Origin of the sequence: Vibrio sp. CAU 1672, assembly GCF_029223195.1 — a bacterium.
In the GTDB taxonomy this organism is placed as follows: Bacteria; Pseudomonadota; Gammaproteobacteria; order Enterobacterales; family Vibrionaceae; genus Vibrio.
In genome coordinates this window covers 289,228-306,221 of record NZ_JARHUF010000002.1, presented here as the reverse complement: position 1 = coordinate 306,221, position 16,994 = coordinate 289,228, and the positions used below count along the sequence as shown (strand labels likewise).

Below are 16,994 nucleotides of genomic sequence, written 5' to 3'. Positions count from 1 at the left end.
TTCTTTTTCTTCAATACACCAGAAAGCATCATAGCTACTGCCAAGTAAATCTGGAGTTCATAACTTTGCGACACTACTTGATAAGCAGAGTGTTAAATACTTTCTTATTCATGTTTCCTTAGCCAATAGGCTTAATTTGGACAATTACACGAATGTTTGGAGAGTTCCCTTTAGTTTACAAAATAAGCATAATCCATGATGTACTGCGGCATTAGGAACAATACGTAGAATCCCCAAACCACCAGCACAACGTGCAGTACATCGTTTTCAGAGAACCACTTGCCTTCTTTCCACAGGATGTCAGTTATTCCGGCTTTGTAGTATTTGTCATAACCCCACCATGAAAGGAAGATAAGTGCCCACGAGCCCAATAAAACCAAATCCATTGCGTGACCGTACATAACGTAACGAGCCAGGTTCAGCACACAGAACAGAATGAAGCTTGGCAGGGAGGCCAGCATCATGAACTCAAATGTGATCAGCGATTTCTTCGGTTTGAATGCGCCGTAGAAAGTCACAATGGTGTACACGACAGAGAGTATCGCTGAGTACCAGATCAGGATTTCCCGGTAGACCCCTGTCGTGCAGGAGTAAGCGATCGCGACTGTCATGGCGTTCATACTGACCTGCTGGAAGATCAGGTAGATCACTTCCCACCAGGTGGTCCATGAACAGGTCTCCCGCCGGGCACATTTAAGCTCATAGCCAAACGCCTGGTAGCTGGTACCTGCGATCAGTGCGCCCACACCCCAAAGGATCAGCGAGATGCCCCACCAGAACCGCGACAGCTCTTCGCCCTGGATCATCAGGAAGCGAGCACCGGCGATGGTCACCAGTACACCCAGCAAATATACCCAGAAAGTGGAAGACGGCTGGTTGAGCATAAATTCGCGGGAGCCAAACTTCATTTTTTTACCCGGCTGTTTTTCAAACCAGTTTTCTTTCGTAAATTCAGCGTGCTTTATTTCGTGAACTCTTTCAAAAATGCTTTCAGAACTCATGGAAATATTCCTTACCAATAATTTTTGTATAAGGAGCCCTGCAGTGGCATCTTGCCCTGCTGCAGAACTCACAGATTTTATTAATGACGTTGTTTAGATAACGACTTCTTCTGCCTGCTCAAAAGTGCGGCCGGCAGGGGTTTCATCGTGACTTGGAATAAGCACGAACTTGCCGACGTGCTTCTTAAGCGCAAACTCTTTCTGAGCCTCGACGATATTTTCCAGCGGGAAGGTTTTTGCCAGCGCCGGCTTGATGTCACCGTCTTCAATTGCTGCCACCAGGCTTGGGAATACAGGCTCATCCCAGCCGGTACAACCGATCAGAGTCAGGTCTTTCAGGTAGAAGTCACGCATGTCCAGATCGACAATCGGCCCCGCAATAGCGCCTGATGAGACAAAGCGGCCACCGCGCTTAAGTACTTTCATCATTTGAGGGAAGTTAGGGCCGGCAACGTTATCCACCACTACGTCGACTGACTTATCGCCCAGGGTTTTAAGGGTGTCTTTACCGAACACGATCACTTCGTCTGCACCGTAAGATTTCACCAAATCTACTTTGGCCTCACCTTCTGCCAGGCCGATAACGTACGCGCCGCGGCGCTTAGCCAGCTGTACAACCGCAGACCCTACACCGCCTGATGCACCAGCAACCAGAACGCGCTCACCGTCTTTCACGCCTGCGCGCTGAACCATGTTTTCTGACGTGCCATATGAACAAGGGATGGTGCCAAGCTCTGCGTCGGTCCAGTCACACTCAACCGGGAACACTTCTGTTGCTTCGATCTTCACGTACTGAGCGAATGCACCGTCAAAGTCAGACGCCATCCAGATGTTTTCCATTGAGTCCCAGCCCTCGTGACGGATACAGGCGCGGATCAGAACACGCTTGCCCAGCAGGTGCTTGTTCGCTTCGTCTTTGACTTCAACCACTTCACCGCAGCAGTCCGTACCCTGGATGAACGGGAATGGAGTCTCTTCGTTCCAGCCGCCATCTTTCTCTTCAGATGCTTCTGCTTTCTCGTTGTCGTCGTCAGACAGGGTATTGGTGCTCTGGGTTACTTTTGAAGAGTACCAGCCAAGGCGGGTATTCACTTCTGTGTTGTTAACACCGGCCGCCAGGACTTTCACCAGTACTTCGCCCTCGTCAATCACCGGCATGGGCACGTCCATATATACGAGTTTCTCGTAACCGCCGTTACCCGTAGTAACGACGGCTTTCATGGTTTTATCGCCTTCTTTAATAATGAAGCGGTTTTTGTCTTTGTTATACATAATTTACTTACTCTTTATTACTGTATGTTAATATAATGCCGTTAATAATTTGTCATAGGTCGTCGACTGACGACCTAATAGATATTTCTTAATCAACACAACTTTACTAATATTTAATTAAGCGCTTTCGCTTGCTTGAACTTGAATTGCAGGTTGTGCTTTTTTCTCATCAGACTTTTGCATGCTTCTGTAAACCATCGCCAGAATTGCACCAACGAAACCAATACACATGCTCATCAGGAAGTAAGCTTTGTAACCGCCTTCGTTGCCGAACACTTCCCACAGGTAACTGTTAATTTGAGGCAGTACGATATCTGGCAGGTAACCGATAAACGAAATAACACCAATTGCCGTACCCATGATTGCGGCATCAATTTTGGACTGGCCCAGCAGTGACCAGTAAGTACCGCGAATCACGTACAGAGTCAGACCAGACAATACAACCAGCGCACTAAGCATTGCGTTCGGCATCGTTGATGGGGCCATTGCGAGAATACCCACAGTCGCACCACCCACAACAAGAGAAATTGCGATAGTCAGAGCCTTGCCGATTTTGTCAGCCAGAAAGCCACCGATAACACCGCCGATTGGACGCATCCACAGTACACCAACCATCATGGAGCCAACCGCAACAGGCGTCAGACCAAGGTTTGTTTGCATGTGGCCGGCAAAATAGTAGTTGGTCCAGAACATAACGTAACCACAGAACAGGATCAGACCGTGTAGGTAGATATATTTGTTCTTGAACACTTTGCCCAGATCTGAGAATTTGAATTTGTTCTCTTCGCTCTCGGTAATGTCTTTAGCCGCTGCTTTGTCTTCTTTAACGAAGATGAAAATAAGCACAGACGTAACCAGCAGTACAAAGGAATACATGTAGATGATGGTTTCAAGTGCGGCTTTCTTGTCTGCAAACTCAAGACTTTCGCCAAGCACAGAGGTAAACATAGCCAGCGCTGCACTTGCCAAAATAGCTTCTATTAAGCCTTTACCACCGTCCAGAATACCGAAGAAGCGTCCATCTTCGTCATCGGATGACAGCATCTTCACAACCTTCAGGTGGGAACTCCAGAAAGTGAAAACCGAGAAGAAGCCCCAAATGGCAAAGATAATGACGACATGCTCATAATTTGGGACCTGAGCGAACCAGAAGCCACCAATGGCCGTTCCCAGCAGAGAAACTGATAACAAGTTCTTTGCGGAAAATTTGTCACTGAGAACACCACTTGGAAAATAGCCAACAACAAACACCACGCCAATAATTGAATAAATCCAATTCATTTGCGTCAGAGTCATATTAAATACTTCTAATATTGTTTCCTGATACTGAGCTTTCAAATATATCAGAGGGTAAATTGCACCAGCAGCTAGTATCACGAGTGCAAACTGAAGGTATCTTCCCAGATTTCCTTTCTTCATATTGTTCACCTTAAAATTTTAGACAAATTGATTCATCTCAACGCTAATCAGCCACGGGTTCATGACTAATTAGCGTAATTCTTATTGGAATAAGATTATTTAGTTATTCTCAGAACTGACTGAACACCGTCTCGATAGCATACGCGCCGGGATCCTTGGTCCCTGACAGGCTGTCACTGTTGAGGTAAGACGAGCGGCCGGCTTTGGCACTTGTCATCTCAACCGTTGCCTCTGCGCCCGCTTTCGCGGCTTCCATCGCCGCCAGGAAGCCATCTTCAACCCAGGCTTCCAGAGCCGGATGCAGCGCATCGATCATGGTCCGGTCACCCGGTTTCGCTCCGCCGTACGCCATCATCTGGCCAAGACCGGCCTGAAGCGCTTTTGGCAGTGAGCCGTTATGCTCATAATCACGGCCTGCAGCCGTAAACATGATGGAAAGCAGTACGCCAGAAGAGCCACCCATTACCGAAGTCAGGCAGTCTGCGATGGTGGTCATCAGTTTTGCTTTGTCCTTCAGCGGCAAGGCGTTTGCGTCAAGCTGCGCCAGTACCTTGCGGGCACCCGCCGCAAATGTAGAGCCGGTATCACCGTCACCAACAATAGAATCGAGATGATTCAGCTCAGCTTCGATATCGATGATGGACTGGCACACTTTACGCAGTACCAGCGCGGCTTCTTCATCGTGAGATGGCTCAAACGCGTTTTTCACGATCTGGTTTTCGCAGCGGGTCACCGGTACCTCGCGGCGCGCTACTGCGCCAGGCCATGCACCTGCTTCCACTTCAGCAGTCAGCGCTTTGCTGATCTCATCGGTCAGTTGGATGGTTGAGATGGAGAAACCTTTCATATCGATGGCGGTCATCAGAGCGCCACTGACGATGAATTTCGCCTGCTGGCCCAGCTCCGATTCCATCACCTCTTTTGCCACGATGTTCATTTCGATAGGAGACAGACCGCCCAGGTTGTTCAGCAGAATGGCGTTTTCCGAGGTTGGCTTAGCTTCAACAAGCTTGCTGACCATGGTGGAAACCAGCGCTTTTGCTTCAGGCAGGTCGATGGTTTCAATGCCCGCTTCACCGTGAATGCCTAGCCCGAGTTCCGCTTTGCCCTGTGCGATGCGATCGTTGCTTTCACCCGGCAGTGAACAGCTGGTCAGCGCAACGCCGATAGATGCGGTTTTCTCATGTGCATCGATCGCCGCCTGCTTCACCTCTTCCAGAGAGCCACCGTTTTCTGCCACATAGCCCGCGACTTTTTGTACGAACAGGGTGCCTGCAATACCGCGGGGTTGAGGGTTCCCTGGGATAGAGATGTCGTCGCCAACCACAATCAGGTCAACCTTGCGTCCCATCTCTTTTGCTTTCTCTACCGCAAGACCGAAGTTCAGGCGGTCGCCGGTGTAGTTTTTGATGATAACCAGACAGCCTGCATCACCGGTCACGTGCAGAATGGCGTTAAGTACCGCATCCACACTAGGCGCCGCAAACAGGTCGCCACATACGGCAGCAGTCAGCATACCTTTACCGACAAACCCTGCATGCGCCGGCTCGTGGCCTGAACCGCCGCCACAAATCAACGCAACTTTGTCTTTGTTCCAGTCATTACGAGCAACAACCTTAATATCATTATTAAAATCTAATAATGTTAGGTTTTCTCTTTGTGCCGCATATAGCGTTCCGTGGATAGAATCCAGAACAAAAGACTCTTTTGTATTTAAAATTAGATCTGACATTTTTATCTCTTTCTGAATAAGGGTATTAATTTAAATCAAACCTAATACCCTATTAACCTAATGAATAATTAGTAATTACTGACCAATTTGATGTGCCGTCAGAATTGCTGCGTAAACCGCTTCTGCTGTCACTGGGAATGGCATATTGTGAATGGTTTCACCTTCCGCTGTTGCACCCTCAGCCACTTCACGTAATTTTTCGTGATTTAGTTCTGTTACCCCCATATCAAACAGGTTGGTTGGCAGGCCTACACTGCGGCAGAAATTAATTACCGTATCAATTTCTTCCATTGGTGCATTTTCCAGAACAAGCTGAGTCAGGGTGCCAAATGCCACCTTCTCACCATGGTAAAGATGGTGACACTCTTCCAGCTTGGTCAGGCCGTTATGAATAGCATGCGCAGCTGCCAGGCCGCTGCTTTCAAAGCCGATACCGCTCAGGTAAGTATTCGCTTCGATGATGTTTTCAACCGCTTTGGTACTGACGCCATTCTCTGCGGCAACTTTTGCTTTCAGACCATCTTCAAGCAGGGTTTCGTAACAGAGTTTTGCCAGTGCCTGAGCCGAACGGGTTGGTGCGCCCCCGGCCATGGTTGCCTTACCCGATGTCATGTTTGCGCGCGCTTCAAAGTAGGTAGAAAGCGCATCCCCCATACCGGCGACCAGCAGGCGAACCGGTGCTTTAGCGATAACTGCGGTGTCCATCACCACCATGTTTGGATTTTGCGGGAACAATAAATACTCGCTGAATTCACCTTCAGGTGTGTAGATTACCGCCAGGGCAGACGTTGGCGCGTCAGTAGAAGCGATGGTCGGAACCACAACCACCGGCACCTTAGAGTAGTAAGCGACTGCTTTTGCCGTATCAAGTGTCTTGCCACCACCGATACCGATGATCACATCGTTCTTCTGGGTAGCCACAATATCAATCAGTCTGTCGATCTCCTGACGGGAACACTCACCATTAAACAGTTCCATCGCCAGCGGCATCTCTTCTTTGTGGAAGCTTTCTTTTACCGTGCCACCAACCAGACCTGTTACAAACTCGTCAGCAATAGCGAATGCATTTTCACCAAGCGCTTTTACGTAGCCAGCGATAGAGCCCAGAACGTTTTCACCTTGCACGTATTTACTTGGGCTAATAATAATTTTATCCATGAGCTTGAGACCTTCTTCTTTGTTGTTTCAACGATGGATTCATCCTAAATAACGAATATTGAAAACCAGAAGAAATAGTCGCGAGTTTTAAAATGAATTTTGATATTCACATCAATTCGCCCGGCTGGCATCTCAGCTCACAAAGTAAAATCAAAACCCAATCACACTTTTCTATTCATCCGCCACTTTGAGTTTCATTATGAAACAATCACCAATAAATTAACGTTCCAATCTGAAACAATTAATTTTAATTGCCACTCCTGTTTTAGCTCCCTAATATGAGCTAAGCCATGAAAATAAAAGCAGTCAGAAAAGATGATGAAAAAACTGATCAATAACGTTGAAGATGTTGTTTTAGAACAGGTTGCAGGGCTCGCCGCCTCGCGCCCGGAACTTAAGGTAAACCCACACCCCTGCTATGTGTGGCACGAACTGTCACCGGAGCAGGTGGCTTTGGTCTCAGGAGGCGCATCCGGTCACGAACCGATGCATATTGGCTACGTAGGCAAAGGCATGCTGACCGGTGCCTGTCCGGGTGAAATTTTTGTCCGCGCCACACCGGACCAAATCTATGAGTGCGGCAGCCAGGTCAGCAACGAAAAAGGTGTATTGTTCCTGGTAAAAAACTACAAAGGTGACGGTAAGAACTTTAAGCTGGCCGTTGAACTACTTCACGCAGACGGCGTTAAAGTCGGATTTGTCCTGATTGACGATGACATTGCGGTGAAAGACAGCCTGTATACCACCGGCCGCCGCGGCGTTGCGGGTACGGTACTGGCAGAAAAGATCGTCGGTGCGGCCGCGGAAAAAGGCTACACCCTGGAGCAGTGTGTGGAGCTTGGGCGACGGGTTAACAACAACTGCCGCTCAATCGCTGTTGCACTGGGCGCCTGCGAAGTTCCGGCAGCCGGTCAGCCCTCTTTTGAGCTGGCTGAAAATGAAGTGGAGTTCGGTATCGGTATCCACGGAGAGCCCGGGATAGAACGGGTCAAATACACCAGCGCAGATGAACTGGTCGATAAGATGTTTATGGCTCTGAAGGAAAACACAGGCTACTGCCGCACCCTCCGCACCTGGGACTGCGAAGAAGGCCAGTGGGATGAATTTGAATCCTTAACTGAAGAGTTTGAAGCAGACCAGGACTACATTGCCATCGTCAACGGACTCGGCAGTACAACCCAATCCGAGCTGTACATTGCCTACCGCCGTCTTACCCAGCTCTGTGAGAAAGCGAATTTCCGCATCGTACGCAATATGGTGGGCAACTATTGCACCGCCCTGAATATGGAAGGTGTTTCAATCACTCTTCTTAAAGCTGACCAGGAGATGATTGAACTGTTTGATGCCCCCGTCGATACACCAGCACTCAAATGGCAGTAAGTCCCCCAGCAAGGAATCCAAGCAATGCAAATCGAAAAGCAGCAGATCGTCAACTGGCTAGCCCTTTGTGCAAAAGCTTTTGACGAAAACCAGAAGTTTCTGACCGACCTTGACCGTGACCTTGGTGATTCTGACCACGGTCTGAACCTTAACCGGGGCTTTAAGATCATCGCTGACACTCTGCCTGTGGTTGAGAGACAGAACATCTCGACGATTCTGAAAAACACCGGGATGACTCTGCATTCAAATGTTGGCGGTGCCAGTGGTCCTCTCTATGGCACCCTGTTTGTTCGCGCTGCAGCAACGGTGGGTACTCGTGAACAACTCACGTTTGAACAACTGATTGACGCACTGAAAAGTGGCGTCGACGGCATCGTCTCCCGTGGTAAAGCCGAAGCAGGCGAAAAGACCATGTGTGATGTCTGGCTGCCGGTAATTGACGTAGCCAAAGCATGCCTGAGAGCAGGAGAGCAGCCGGTAAGCATCCTTGACAAGATGACTGAAGCGGCAGAGAAAGGCGCGGTAGCGACGATTGAAATGCAGGCTCAGAGAGGCCGCGCTTGTTATCTGGGCAAGGAGAGTATTGGTCATCAGGACCCGGGAGCCACCTCTTCTCTGATGATGATCAAAGCACTGGCTCAGGCATTAAAAGCCGCGTAGCTGAGCGTATAGGAGCCTGAACAAAGTCGGCACAGGATAGTTCTCCGCAGCCACTTACTCAGGCTCCATCATATCCACCAGCCCGAACTTCTTCACTTTGCGCCACAGCGTCGTCCGGCCAATATCAAGTGCTTTAGCCATATCCTGCATACGCCCGTCAAAGACCTTCCAGGCCTGAATAATCGCCTGCCTTTCCATCTCTTCCAATGTCAGTACAGACGCTACTGCCACCGAATCCTGTGGTGAGTAGAGCCTGATCTCTTCAGGCAGATCTTCAGGTTCCAGCCTGTTTGAGCCACGATTTAGCAGAATGCGCTCAATATGGTTTTTCAGCTCAGCGTTGTTGCCCGGCCAGTCGAAGTTAAGCAGCAGCTCCATCACCTCATCATCCAGCTCAATCGAAACATTGTTGCGCTGCTCATAGTTACTGATCAGCCTCAGGATCATATGTTCGGTGTCTTCTTTACGCTTTCTGATCGGAGGTACGTGCAGCTCATTGGCGGAAATATCGTAATAAAGCTGGCGCGAGAACGAGCCCTGAGAGACCTGTTCGCTAATATTGATTGTGGTACTGGTGAGAAGCTGAAATTTCACGGAGATCAGCCGCTGACTGTCACTGCGGCTAACCAGACCGGTTTTGAGCAGCTTGAGGACAGCGGCCTGCAGCTCAGGCCCGAGGTGCTCAATATTTTCAACATACAGTGTGCCATTTTGTGCCAGTTCGAACCTGGATGGCTGCCCTTCACCTTCATCATAGCCGAGCACATCACGCACCAGCTGGTGAGGGTTGGTCGACCGACAATTAAATGTGATAAAAGGACCGGCCCGGTACTCACTCTCATTGTGAATGGCCATCGCCAGATCAATCTTGCCCACGCCCTCCTCGCCGGTAATCAGAATCGGTGCCTGAGTCTTTATCGCCCTGCGTGCCACTTTTATGACGTGGTTCATCTCACCAGAAACATACTCAAGGCTGTCGAAAGTATATTTGGCATCACTGACCACCCGCTGATTCACCAGGTCATGGAATTTGTCGACCGGATGGAGAAAAAGCAGGTGAGTCCCATCAGACATACAGCGGTAAGTAATGATCGCCTCAACAAAACGACCATCAACTTCAAACGTGGTCTGCTTGCGGCGCACCATCTCACCCTGCTGAATGCTGTTGAGGATATTGGGCGCAAAGCGGATAGTATTAAAAATATCGCGTTCCAGCAGGTCGTTGCTGTGCACGTTGAGCAGCTTCTCCGCCTGTTGACTGGTGTAGGAGATAAGGTTATCGCTGTCCCAGGAGATGATCCCATCATCCATATAGTCCAGTGCTGCGCTGTGAGCAGACTGCAGACGGTTCATGTTTTCCTGCTCACTCTGAATATGGAGCTGCAGGCTGACTTCTTTGGCGCAGGAAGAAGCTATAACAAGGTTCTCCCGGGTGTAATCCTCCGCGTGTCTGACCAGCATAATGGTGCCACGCAGCTTCCCCCAGGTGTCGATAATTGGCGCTGCTGCTGTCGCGACTTCGTGAAGCTCACGCTTAAAGTGGTCGCCGGCAAACACCTCGCTTGGCATATTGGTATCTATGGTGAAGCTCACCGCGTTGGTGCCAATCTTATCCTCACTCAGGAAGCAACCGACCTTGATCCCCAGCGCCTCCATCTTTGCCTCAAGTTCATGGTGGCCGATAGAGAACATCACACAGCCGTTGTCATCAGTAACCAGCAGTAACAGCTTTTCATCACGCAACAGGTCGTAAGTATCTTCAGCGACAGTAACCGCACAATTAATGATGCGCTCGGTGCGCCTTTTCAGGGAAGCGAGGGTGAAACCAGAAGCGATATGCGGCCTTGACCAGTCATAGGCGCTCATCTGTTTTACGCAACGTTGCCAGGATTTAAACACCGGCGAAAGCGCAAATTCAGGTGATACCCACTGGTGCTTCTGAAAGAACTCCCACCGGGTTTTACTATCTTCGATTGAGGACATTTACTTTACTACTGGTCATGACGGGCAAACAGGACCGCCAGTGTAATCGGATGTCGCCCGGCAGTTTGTGATGATTAATCACAGTTATGAAACGAAGACCATTCAAAGCCCGCTATCACAACAAAAAGTTACCAGCAGCGCCACAGTGCGTTTCATTGTGAAACACAGTAAACATTAAAACCGTTCCACACTGAAACAAAATATCCAAAAAAGCCCTACAAAAGTGATCAGGTTAATATTTTCTGATTCAGCGCTGGACGTTTAGTGATAAATTTGACATAAGCATCAAAAAACAATCCGAAATACCCGACAATTTCTTCTTAATTACAGCGTTCATGACTAGGATTCTTCCAACGTTGAAACAGACAGAGGATCCAGAGTGATGGATATTACTAATCCAGATAAATACAACAAAACAGAATACAGGCCATTTTTCGTATTGGTTAAAAGCGCTCCCCCAACCAATCAGCATAAATAACAAACAATAACCCACTGATTAACCGGACAAATTAAACCTTTCGCTTGATGAGCTTAAGGCGTCAACTCTTATGCACGACTTATCAGGAGTAGACGCTCACTATTGCAGCAATGGTATACCTGTATTTACCGCTGAGCTTCATTATTATTTATGAAGCCTGTTTAATAATTTTTTATGCGTCGACAGGCAACGACTAAACGCCGACGAAACTGCAATGAGAGTTGTTAGTGATTGGTTGCCCTGAATGGAGTGACACATGAACAACATATTACGATATAAAATATTTCTTCCGCCTCTCTTCTTTTTGATCTTCGCCGTACTGGCAAGTTTTTTTAATTTACCTGAGTTTTTGAGAGTCACCACTTTAATAAATAATTGGATTTTAAATACTTTCGATTGGTTATTCTCTGTCGGTGCCTTTGTAATGGTATTAACCTGCATTGCGATATTTTTGTCTCCTCTCGGTGGCATGAAAATCGGTGGAGCCGAGGCGAAACCTATGCTGAGTAAATGGCGCTGGGGCTCAATTACCATCTGTACCACCACAGCCGCAGGCATGCTGTTCTGGGCGACCGCCGAGCCACTTTACCACCTTCATTCGCCACCCCAGTCACTGGGCCTGACTCCGGGAAGCCCGCAGGCGGCAGAGTTTGCGCTTTCCACCATGTATATGCACTGGTCTTTTACGCCGTTCGCTATTTACGCCGTTCCTGCGCTTGCGTTTGCCCTGGCTTTCTACAACCTGAGCAGCCGCTACTCGATCAGCGCAGCCCTTCAGCCTGTACTGGGGAAACGATACTCACGCAGCGTTGGCGGCACCGTTGATTCTATTTCGATGTTCGCCCTGGTAGCGGGGATGGCATCATCACTCGGAACCGGCGCTCTGGTGCTGTCGAGCGGCATTTCAAAAGTGACCGGCTGGGAGAACGGAGCCATGCTGCTCGGGCTGGTGATCGCACTGATTGTTATCTGCTTTGTGGCCTCTTCAGTATCCGGCCTGCACAAAGGCATCGCCCGTCTGTCATCAGTGAACACCCTGATCTTTTGCGTCATTGCGCTGACCGCATTTATGTTCGGCCCGACTCAGAAAATCATCATCAATGGCGGACAGGCGCTGGCAAACTACATCTCTGAATTTGTTCCGCGCAGCTTCTCGCTGCAACTGGCAGAAGGCGACAACTGGGCCAAAAGCTGGACCGTGTTCTACTGGGCAAACTGGCTGGCCTGGTCACCAGTAGTGGCACTGTTCCTGGGAAAAATTGCACGCGGCCACTCGGTCAGGGCGTTTCTGGTGGTAAACCTGATTATTCCGGCTTCATTCTCACTGTTGTGGATGGCAGTGTTCTCAGGGATGATCCTGGAACTGGACCTTGCCAGCAACGGCGCATTCTATACCCTGCTGACCGAAAGCGGCCCGGGCGCCGTGATATACGGCTTGCTGGATCAGCTCCCGGCTCCGACGTTGCTTATCGGTCTGTTTATCTTTATTGCATTCCTGGCTTATGTCACAGCGGCTGACTCGAACACCGAGGCTATCTCTTCACTCTGTGTCGAAGCCGATCAGGCCGAAGAGAGTGAAGCCAACCGGGCAAAAGCATGGCTGAAAGTGCTGTGGGGAAGCGTGATTGCAATGGTTGCCTGGTCAATGACCGCATTCTCCGGTGTCGACGGCATCAAAATGATGTCCAACCTGGGCGGTCTGCCCGCATTGTTTGTGGTGATTACGATGAACGCTTCACTGATTGTGTGGCTATATAAAAGCTATGCCGAGTCGCTAGCCCCAGTTCGTCAACCGAAAATAAGTAGCTGTATAAAATAGTCCTGAACCGTCCTAGCATAATTTGGGACATTTAAGTCTAAGCGCCTGATGAACCTCATCAGGCGTTTTGTAATTCGGTCGTAAATTTAACCTGAAACACAAGCTTACTTCACTCCAGATACAATTAGGTTGTTAGCGCGTACAACAACGTTTCGGCATTGTTCCTGTGGGTTGCCTAAGACTTTTCGTTATTCAAAGCTATTTGCTCCAATCTTGACTGCAGCTTATCAAATATCGGCCCCACCGCATCCCTACTCTACGGCTCTCCTTCAGAATTTGTCTTACCAAACCTGCAACAGAGCATTTCTTGTAAAAAAAATGCCATCTACCTAAATACGCTTGGAAGACTTAAACCTGAACATTTGCACAGAAATCCGGACAGTTGCGCCAGAACTAATAAGTTAACACCTTATAACGTGTGCCTAGTAACCAGTTTAGTTGGCAGAATTTTCACTTCTTCAATCTCTTTATCACCTTGCAATGCCCGGATAAGAGTACTAGCCGCCAGCTCTCCCATATCCTCTTTCTGATGAGAAACTGTCGTCAAAGCAGGGATCATGAGTTCTGCCATTTGAATATCATCAAATCCAACAATTTTTAGTTGCTCAGGAACTGAAATACCTGCTTCTTGTGCAGCACGCAAAATACCGATAGCCATCTCGTCGTTAGCTGCAAATATCGCTTTAGGCTGTTTACCTTCTTTGAGCAATGCTTTCATTTGCTGATGGGCAGTTTTCTCGGTAAAGTCCGACTGAATGAGACAATCACTGTTAAATTCAATATTGTAATAACCCAGTGCAGCAATGTACCCCTCTAATCTTTTACGGTTGTCGTATGAGTCTTCAGGGCCACTAAAATAGTAGATTTCCTGGCAATCGGCCGCGATAAGCGCCTTAGTTGCAGCGAAAGCACCACCAAAATTATCGATAAGCAGATTGAAAATGTTCGGTGCAGAAACTTCCCGGTCTAATACCACCAATGGAAAACCGTCCTTGGCGACAGACTTAAGAAAGTCATCATCAAACGAGTTGGTCAATACAATGGCACCATCCACCATACGATCTCGAATGTACTTATAAGCAGTGGAATGTTCATTGCCATACATACTGCAGGCGACCAAGTCGTATCCAGAGCGGTGGATCACTTTCTCCACGCCTTTAACCAGTTCACTGTAAACTGGCCCGAACCAAGAGTTAAAAAACAACCCGATGACCTTAGTGTTCTTCTGCTTGAGTAATTTGGCATTGCTGTTTGCCACATAATTTAGTTCATCGGCTATTTTCAGCACCCGATCCCGGGTTTTCTTACTGATACGTTCACTACCGTTTATTGCATAGGACACGGTAGCAATCGACACATTCGCTTTTTTGGCCACATCTTTAATGGTTACTTTCATACCTCTCCCACACAAACACCTTCGTTCATGTCTTTATCATCGCTTACCTGTTTAAACGATTATACCAGTGTCTTTTCAGGGAAGATATTACATTGCCAACGAACCTTTCAATTTTTCTTGTTTCACTTATAACTTAATCACAAAAACGCCTCAAGCTATTGATATTGTGAACTTTTATTCATTCAAATATAGTTAGCCATTAACCTTGATGCCGTTGAATAACGGCAGGTTAAAAATGTCATCCCGAACACCATGAACCTATCTTTTTCACCGGATTTCCAGGATGACACTGTCTTCTATTTGCTACATCTCGCCCCAGTTAATTATGGATAGTCGATGTACTCGCTTGGAACGAAATGACTGTACATTGACTCGAGAGAAGCTTGCCACCCTTTACGCTCCATATAACGACTCACATCAGCTTGTATCGATGAAGCAAAAAAGGCTCCGACAAACATGCCCTGATCCAGCGCAATGATCGTATCAGACAGTTTGCCATCTGGTGCGATGGCATCACGCCAGCCTGCGGCTGTTTCAACCATAGGATAACGAGTTTTAATCGCTTTGAGGCGAGCCAGCGCATCTTCTGGTTCACTCAAATAGTAAAGCGCAGACGCATGAGGAGTGCCGGCATCCGATACTATAGGGTGTTGATAACGATAGTAACTTTCCGAAACTTCTTGAATACCATACGCGTGGTACCCATTGCCGGTTGTCGCTGAGGCCGAGACAAATGGAATGCCATTATTTGCATCAGAGAAGCGTTTGTGCAACTCAGAAACCGCCGTTAAATACCGACTGTCTGGCATCAGTTGAACTTCGTTGAGCCAGAGCGATGGCATCATTGCCTGGAAATAGGAGCCATCCCAGCTCAGCATCGGCTCCAGATATAAACCATCCTGATTGTACCGGCCGACTGGCATCGCCATGGAGGTAAACGCGGAGGCTGGTACTGGCGACGCTGTACCTTCTGTCACCAATACAGCCCAAATAGAAGAAAGACGGCTCTCATTGGTTTTTCGATCAATATAGTAGGTTAAATACTCACCGGTCTCTCTGTCCCACCCGGCACGAAGCAATCCTTTGTTGGCATCATACAAACTTGACCAGCCAGGCTGTTGTGCCATGAGTAAAACTTCTGCCCGGCTGGCAATGTCTGAAAGGCGCTCATTAGCGTTATCGTGATATGCACCACTAAGTGCAGCCAATGATAACGCTAAATTACTGTTATCCACTGCCGACACTTTCCCGTCTGCAGCCACTGTAAGTTCGCTACCGTTCAGCCCGTAGAGCCAATAAAACAATCCTTGCCAGCGGGGCGCTGATTCCAACGCACCCAGCACAGCTTCCATACGAGTAATGGCGACTTCGCTGCCCGCCCGCTGCATTTCTGTCAGTAAGTTCAAATACAGCCCAATTCCCGTGATATTGGTATAATTTGCAACCGAGTTACCAGACGCTGCCACTAAGATGTGGTCGTAAGGCACTTTCGCCGACGGAGATACCCCCACACCATCAATAAAGAAATCCAGGTTTGACTGTAACTCATTGGTAAAATCTGCCGGGTAGTACTTAGACGGGATGACCACTTCTGAGATAGATTCAGGTTTAACGTCTATTTTGCCCGACTCCGAGCCTCCGCATCCTAAGATCGCGAGGGACATACCGCCTACTATCAGCGCATTAATTGCCTTTACCATTATTAATTCCTATTTAAATAGTCCAAATCAAATTAGAAAGTCCAAATCACCCCAAATTTCGCAAACAACCCTTTCTTGTTCCCCCATGAATACGGGGTGCCATTTTGTTGTTTATGATCACGATATGCCATATCTGCCAATAAGCTGAAGGTGTCATTCAATGGGATTTCTGAATAGAGCGCATAGTTGTTGTAGCGATAACCTGACCCATCATAAATTTCGGTAGTACCACGTTCGTATCGCAGCTCCAGGTAAACTTCATTATCAAACCGGAACTGAATCAAAGGCTTAATCGCCCTTTCTTTCCAGGCAAAGTCGTTGTTATCTTTGTGGTATAAGCCTTTGGCCCCAAAACCTATCCAGTCGTTAAGCCGGTAAACATACAGCGGCTCAGTTTCATAAAAACTGGCGTGTTGTTCCTGCCAATACCCTATTTGCGTATTAAGGTGAATAAAATGCGAGCCAAAAGTAAAATTAACTTCCGGGGTGATCTGATAGCGGGTTTTCTCCTCCAGCCCGGTTGTTTTCTCATAGCCCACTTCCAACGCATAACTGAAGTCTTCAGAGACCCACTGTTCATAGCGGGGCATCAGCTCGACACTCAGAATCGGCTGACCTTCCGAGGTATGATTTTTGCCTCTGTAGCGGTGGATCTCTTTAAGCACATAAGCTAATCGCCAACGTTCCGTCAGCTTGGTATTGCCATCGGCAAAAATATAAGTATGGAAAAGCTGACTCGGAGCGTTGTAATAAACGTATTCTTCATATTCAAATCCGGTCATGGCGCGTGTTTTTTTAGTCGGTGTGGAAGAGGGAACCGCCAGCATGAGCTGACCAAAACCCCCGGTATTTTCAACACCACTTACCCCTTTCTCAGGCTGACCATACTCAGGTAACTCGATTTCATCCCAGATCCCACCTTGCGCCATTGCTGCACTGCAAGCAGTCAACCCAACAACCAGTCCTAATAACTGCCTTTGCATTTTGTCTTGTCTG

12 protein-coding genes are annotated in these 16,994 nt (G+C 48.2%); 3 read left to right on the top strand and 9 right to left on the bottom strand.

Annotation, left to right across the window (positions count from 1 at the left end):
• Positions 1–170: 170 nt before the first annotated feature.
• The 5 genes from P2G85_RS03635 to P2G85_RS03615 form a co-directional block, all read right to left on the bottom strand.
• Positions 171–1,001: a hypothetical protein gene (locus P2G85_RS03635; protein WP_275862756.1), complete on the bottom strand. Its 831-nt coding sequence runs from the start codon at positions 999–1,001 to the stop codon at positions 171–173.
• Positions 1,002–1,094: 93 nt separating this feature from the next.
• A complete protein-coding gene (locus P2G85_RS03630) occupies positions 1,095–2,273 on the bottom strand; it encodes an alcohol dehydrogenase family protein (protein WP_275862755.1) in 1,179 nt (392 codons plus the stop codon).
• A 117-nt stretch (positions 2,274–2,390) separates the two neighbouring features.
• Complete coding sequence (locus tag P2G85_RS03625; RefSeq protein ID WP_275862754.1) at positions 2,391–3,692, bottom strand: MFS transporter; 1,302 nt, start codon at positions 3,690–3,692, stop codon at positions 2,391–2,393.
• A 109-nt stretch (positions 3,693–3,801) separates the two neighbouring features.
• Complete coding sequence (locus tag P2G85_RS03620; RefSeq protein ID WP_275862753.1) at positions 3,802–5,424, bottom strand: dihydroxyacetone kinase subunit DhaK; 1,623 nt, start codon at positions 5,422–5,424, stop codon at positions 3,802–3,804.
• Positions 5,425–5,499: 75 nt separating this feature from the next.
• Positions 5,500–6,582, bottom strand: coding sequence for a glycerol dehydrogenase (locus P2G85_RS03615; RefSeq protein ID WP_275862752.1), 1,083 nt, complete (start codon positions 6,580–6,582; stop codon positions 5,500–5,502).
• 318 nt (positions 6,583–6,900) lie between these two features.
• Here P2G85_RS03615 and dhaK point away from each other — a divergent pair, with 318 nt between their 5' ends.
• Positions 6,901–7,962, top strand: coding sequence for a dihydroxyacetone kinase subunit DhaK (gene dhaK / locus P2G85_RS03610; protein WP_275862751.1), 1,062 nt, complete (start codon positions 6,901–6,903; stop codon positions 7,960–7,962).
• Between the two features lie 24 nt (positions 7,963–7,986).
• Positions 7,987–8,622, top strand: coding sequence for a dihydroxyacetone kinase subunit DhaL (dhaL, locus tag P2G85_RS03605; protein WP_275862750.1), 636 nt, complete (start codon positions 7,987–7,989; stop codon positions 8,620–8,622).
• Positions 8,623–8,676: 54 nt separating this feature from the next.
• Here dhaL and dhaR read toward each other — a convergent pair whose 3' ends face one another.
• Positions 8,677–10,605: a dihydroxyacetone kinase operon transcriptional regulator DhaR gene (gene dhaR, locus P2G85_RS03600; protein ID WP_275862749.1), complete on the bottom strand. Its 1,929-nt coding sequence runs from the start codon at positions 10,603–10,605 to the stop codon at positions 8,677–8,679.
• Positions 10,606–11,339: 734 nt separating this feature from the next.
• Between dhaR and P2G85_RS03595 the strand changes: the two genes are divergently transcribed.
• Positions 11,340–12,902: a BCCT family transporter gene (locus tag P2G85_RS03595; RefSeq protein ID WP_275862748.1), complete on the top strand. Its 1,563-nt coding sequence runs from the start codon at positions 11,340–11,342 to the stop codon at positions 12,900–12,902.
• 409 nt (positions 12,903–13,311) lie between these two features.
• Here the strand turns inward: P2G85_RS03595 and P2G85_RS03590 are convergent, their stop codons facing one another.
• From P2G85_RS03590 to P2G85_RS03580, 3 genes are all read right to left on the bottom strand, one after another.
• A complete protein-coding gene (locus P2G85_RS03590) occupies positions 13,312–14,298 on the bottom strand; it encodes a LacI family DNA-binding transcriptional regulator (protein ID WP_275862747.1) in 987 nt (328 codons plus the stop codon).
• A gap of 323 nt (positions 14,299–14,621) precedes the next feature.
• The gene (locus P2G85_RS03585; protein ID WP_275862746.1) at positions 14,622–15,998 is read right to left on the bottom strand and encodes a hypothetical protein; all 1,377 of its coding nucleotides are present in this window, start codon (positions 15,996–15,998) and stop codon (positions 14,622–14,624) included.
• Between the two features lie 32 nt (positions 15,999–16,030).
• Positions 16,031–16,981 carry a hypothetical protein gene (locus tag P2G85_RS03580; protein ID WP_275862745.1) on the bottom strand — a complete coding sequence of 317 codons (951 nt, stop codon included), beginning with the start codon at positions 16,979–16,981 and terminating at the stop codon, positions 16,031–16,033.
• Positions 16,982–16,994: the final 13 nt, after the last annotated feature.

What these genes read in the sequence shown, in the direction of transcription:
- P2G85_RS03635 (WP_275862756.1), bottom strand. Translation starts at nt 1,001, where the DNA reads ATGAGTTCTGAAAGCATTTTTGAAAGAGTTCACGAAATAAAGCACGCT.
- P2G85_RS03630 (WP_275862755.1), bottom strand. Translation starts at nt 2,273, where the DNA reads ATGTATAACAAAGACAAAAACCGCTTCATTATTAAAGAAGGCGATAAA.
- P2G85_RS03625 (WP_275862754.1), bottom strand. Translation starts at nt 3,692, where the DNA reads ATGAAGAAAGGAAATCTGGGAAGATACCTTCAGTTTGCACTCGTGATA.
- P2G85_RS03620 (WP_275862753.1), bottom strand. Translation starts at nt 5,424, where the DNA reads ATGTCAGATCTAATTTTAAATACAAAAGAGTCTTTTGTTCTGGATTCT.
- P2G85_RS03615 (WP_275862752.1), bottom strand. Translation starts at nt 6,582, where the DNA reads ATGGATAAAATTATTATTAGCCCAAGTAAATACGTGCAAGGTGAAAAC.
- dhaK (WP_275862751.1), top strand. Translation starts at nt 6,901, where the DNA reads ATGAAAAAACTGATCAATAACGTTGAAGATGTTGTTTTAGAACAGGTT.
- dhaL (WP_275862750.1), top strand. Translation starts at nt 7,987, where the DNA reads ATGCAAATCGAAAAGCAGCAGATCGTCAACTGGCTAGCCCTTTGTGCA.
- dhaR (WP_275862749.1), bottom strand. Translation starts at nt 10,605, where the DNA reads ATGTCCTCAATCGAAGATAGTAAAACCCGGTGGGAGTTCTTTCAGAAG.
- P2G85_RS03595 (WP_275862748.1), top strand. Translation starts at nt 11,340, where the DNA reads ATGAACAACATATTACGATATAAAATATTTCTTCCGCCTCTCTTCTTT.
- P2G85_RS03590 (WP_275862747.1), bottom strand. Translation starts at nt 14,298, where the DNA reads ATGAAAGTAACCATTAAAGATGTGGCCAAAAAAGCGAATGTGTCGATT.
- P2G85_RS03585 (WP_275862746.1), bottom strand. Translation starts at nt 15,998, where the DNA reads ATGGTAAAGGCAATTAATGCGCTGATAGTAGGCGGTATGTCCCTCGCG.
- P2G85_RS03580 (WP_275862745.1), bottom strand. Translation starts at nt 16,981, where the DNA reads ATGCAAAGGCAGTTATTAGGACTGGTTGTTGGGTTGACTGCTTGCAGT.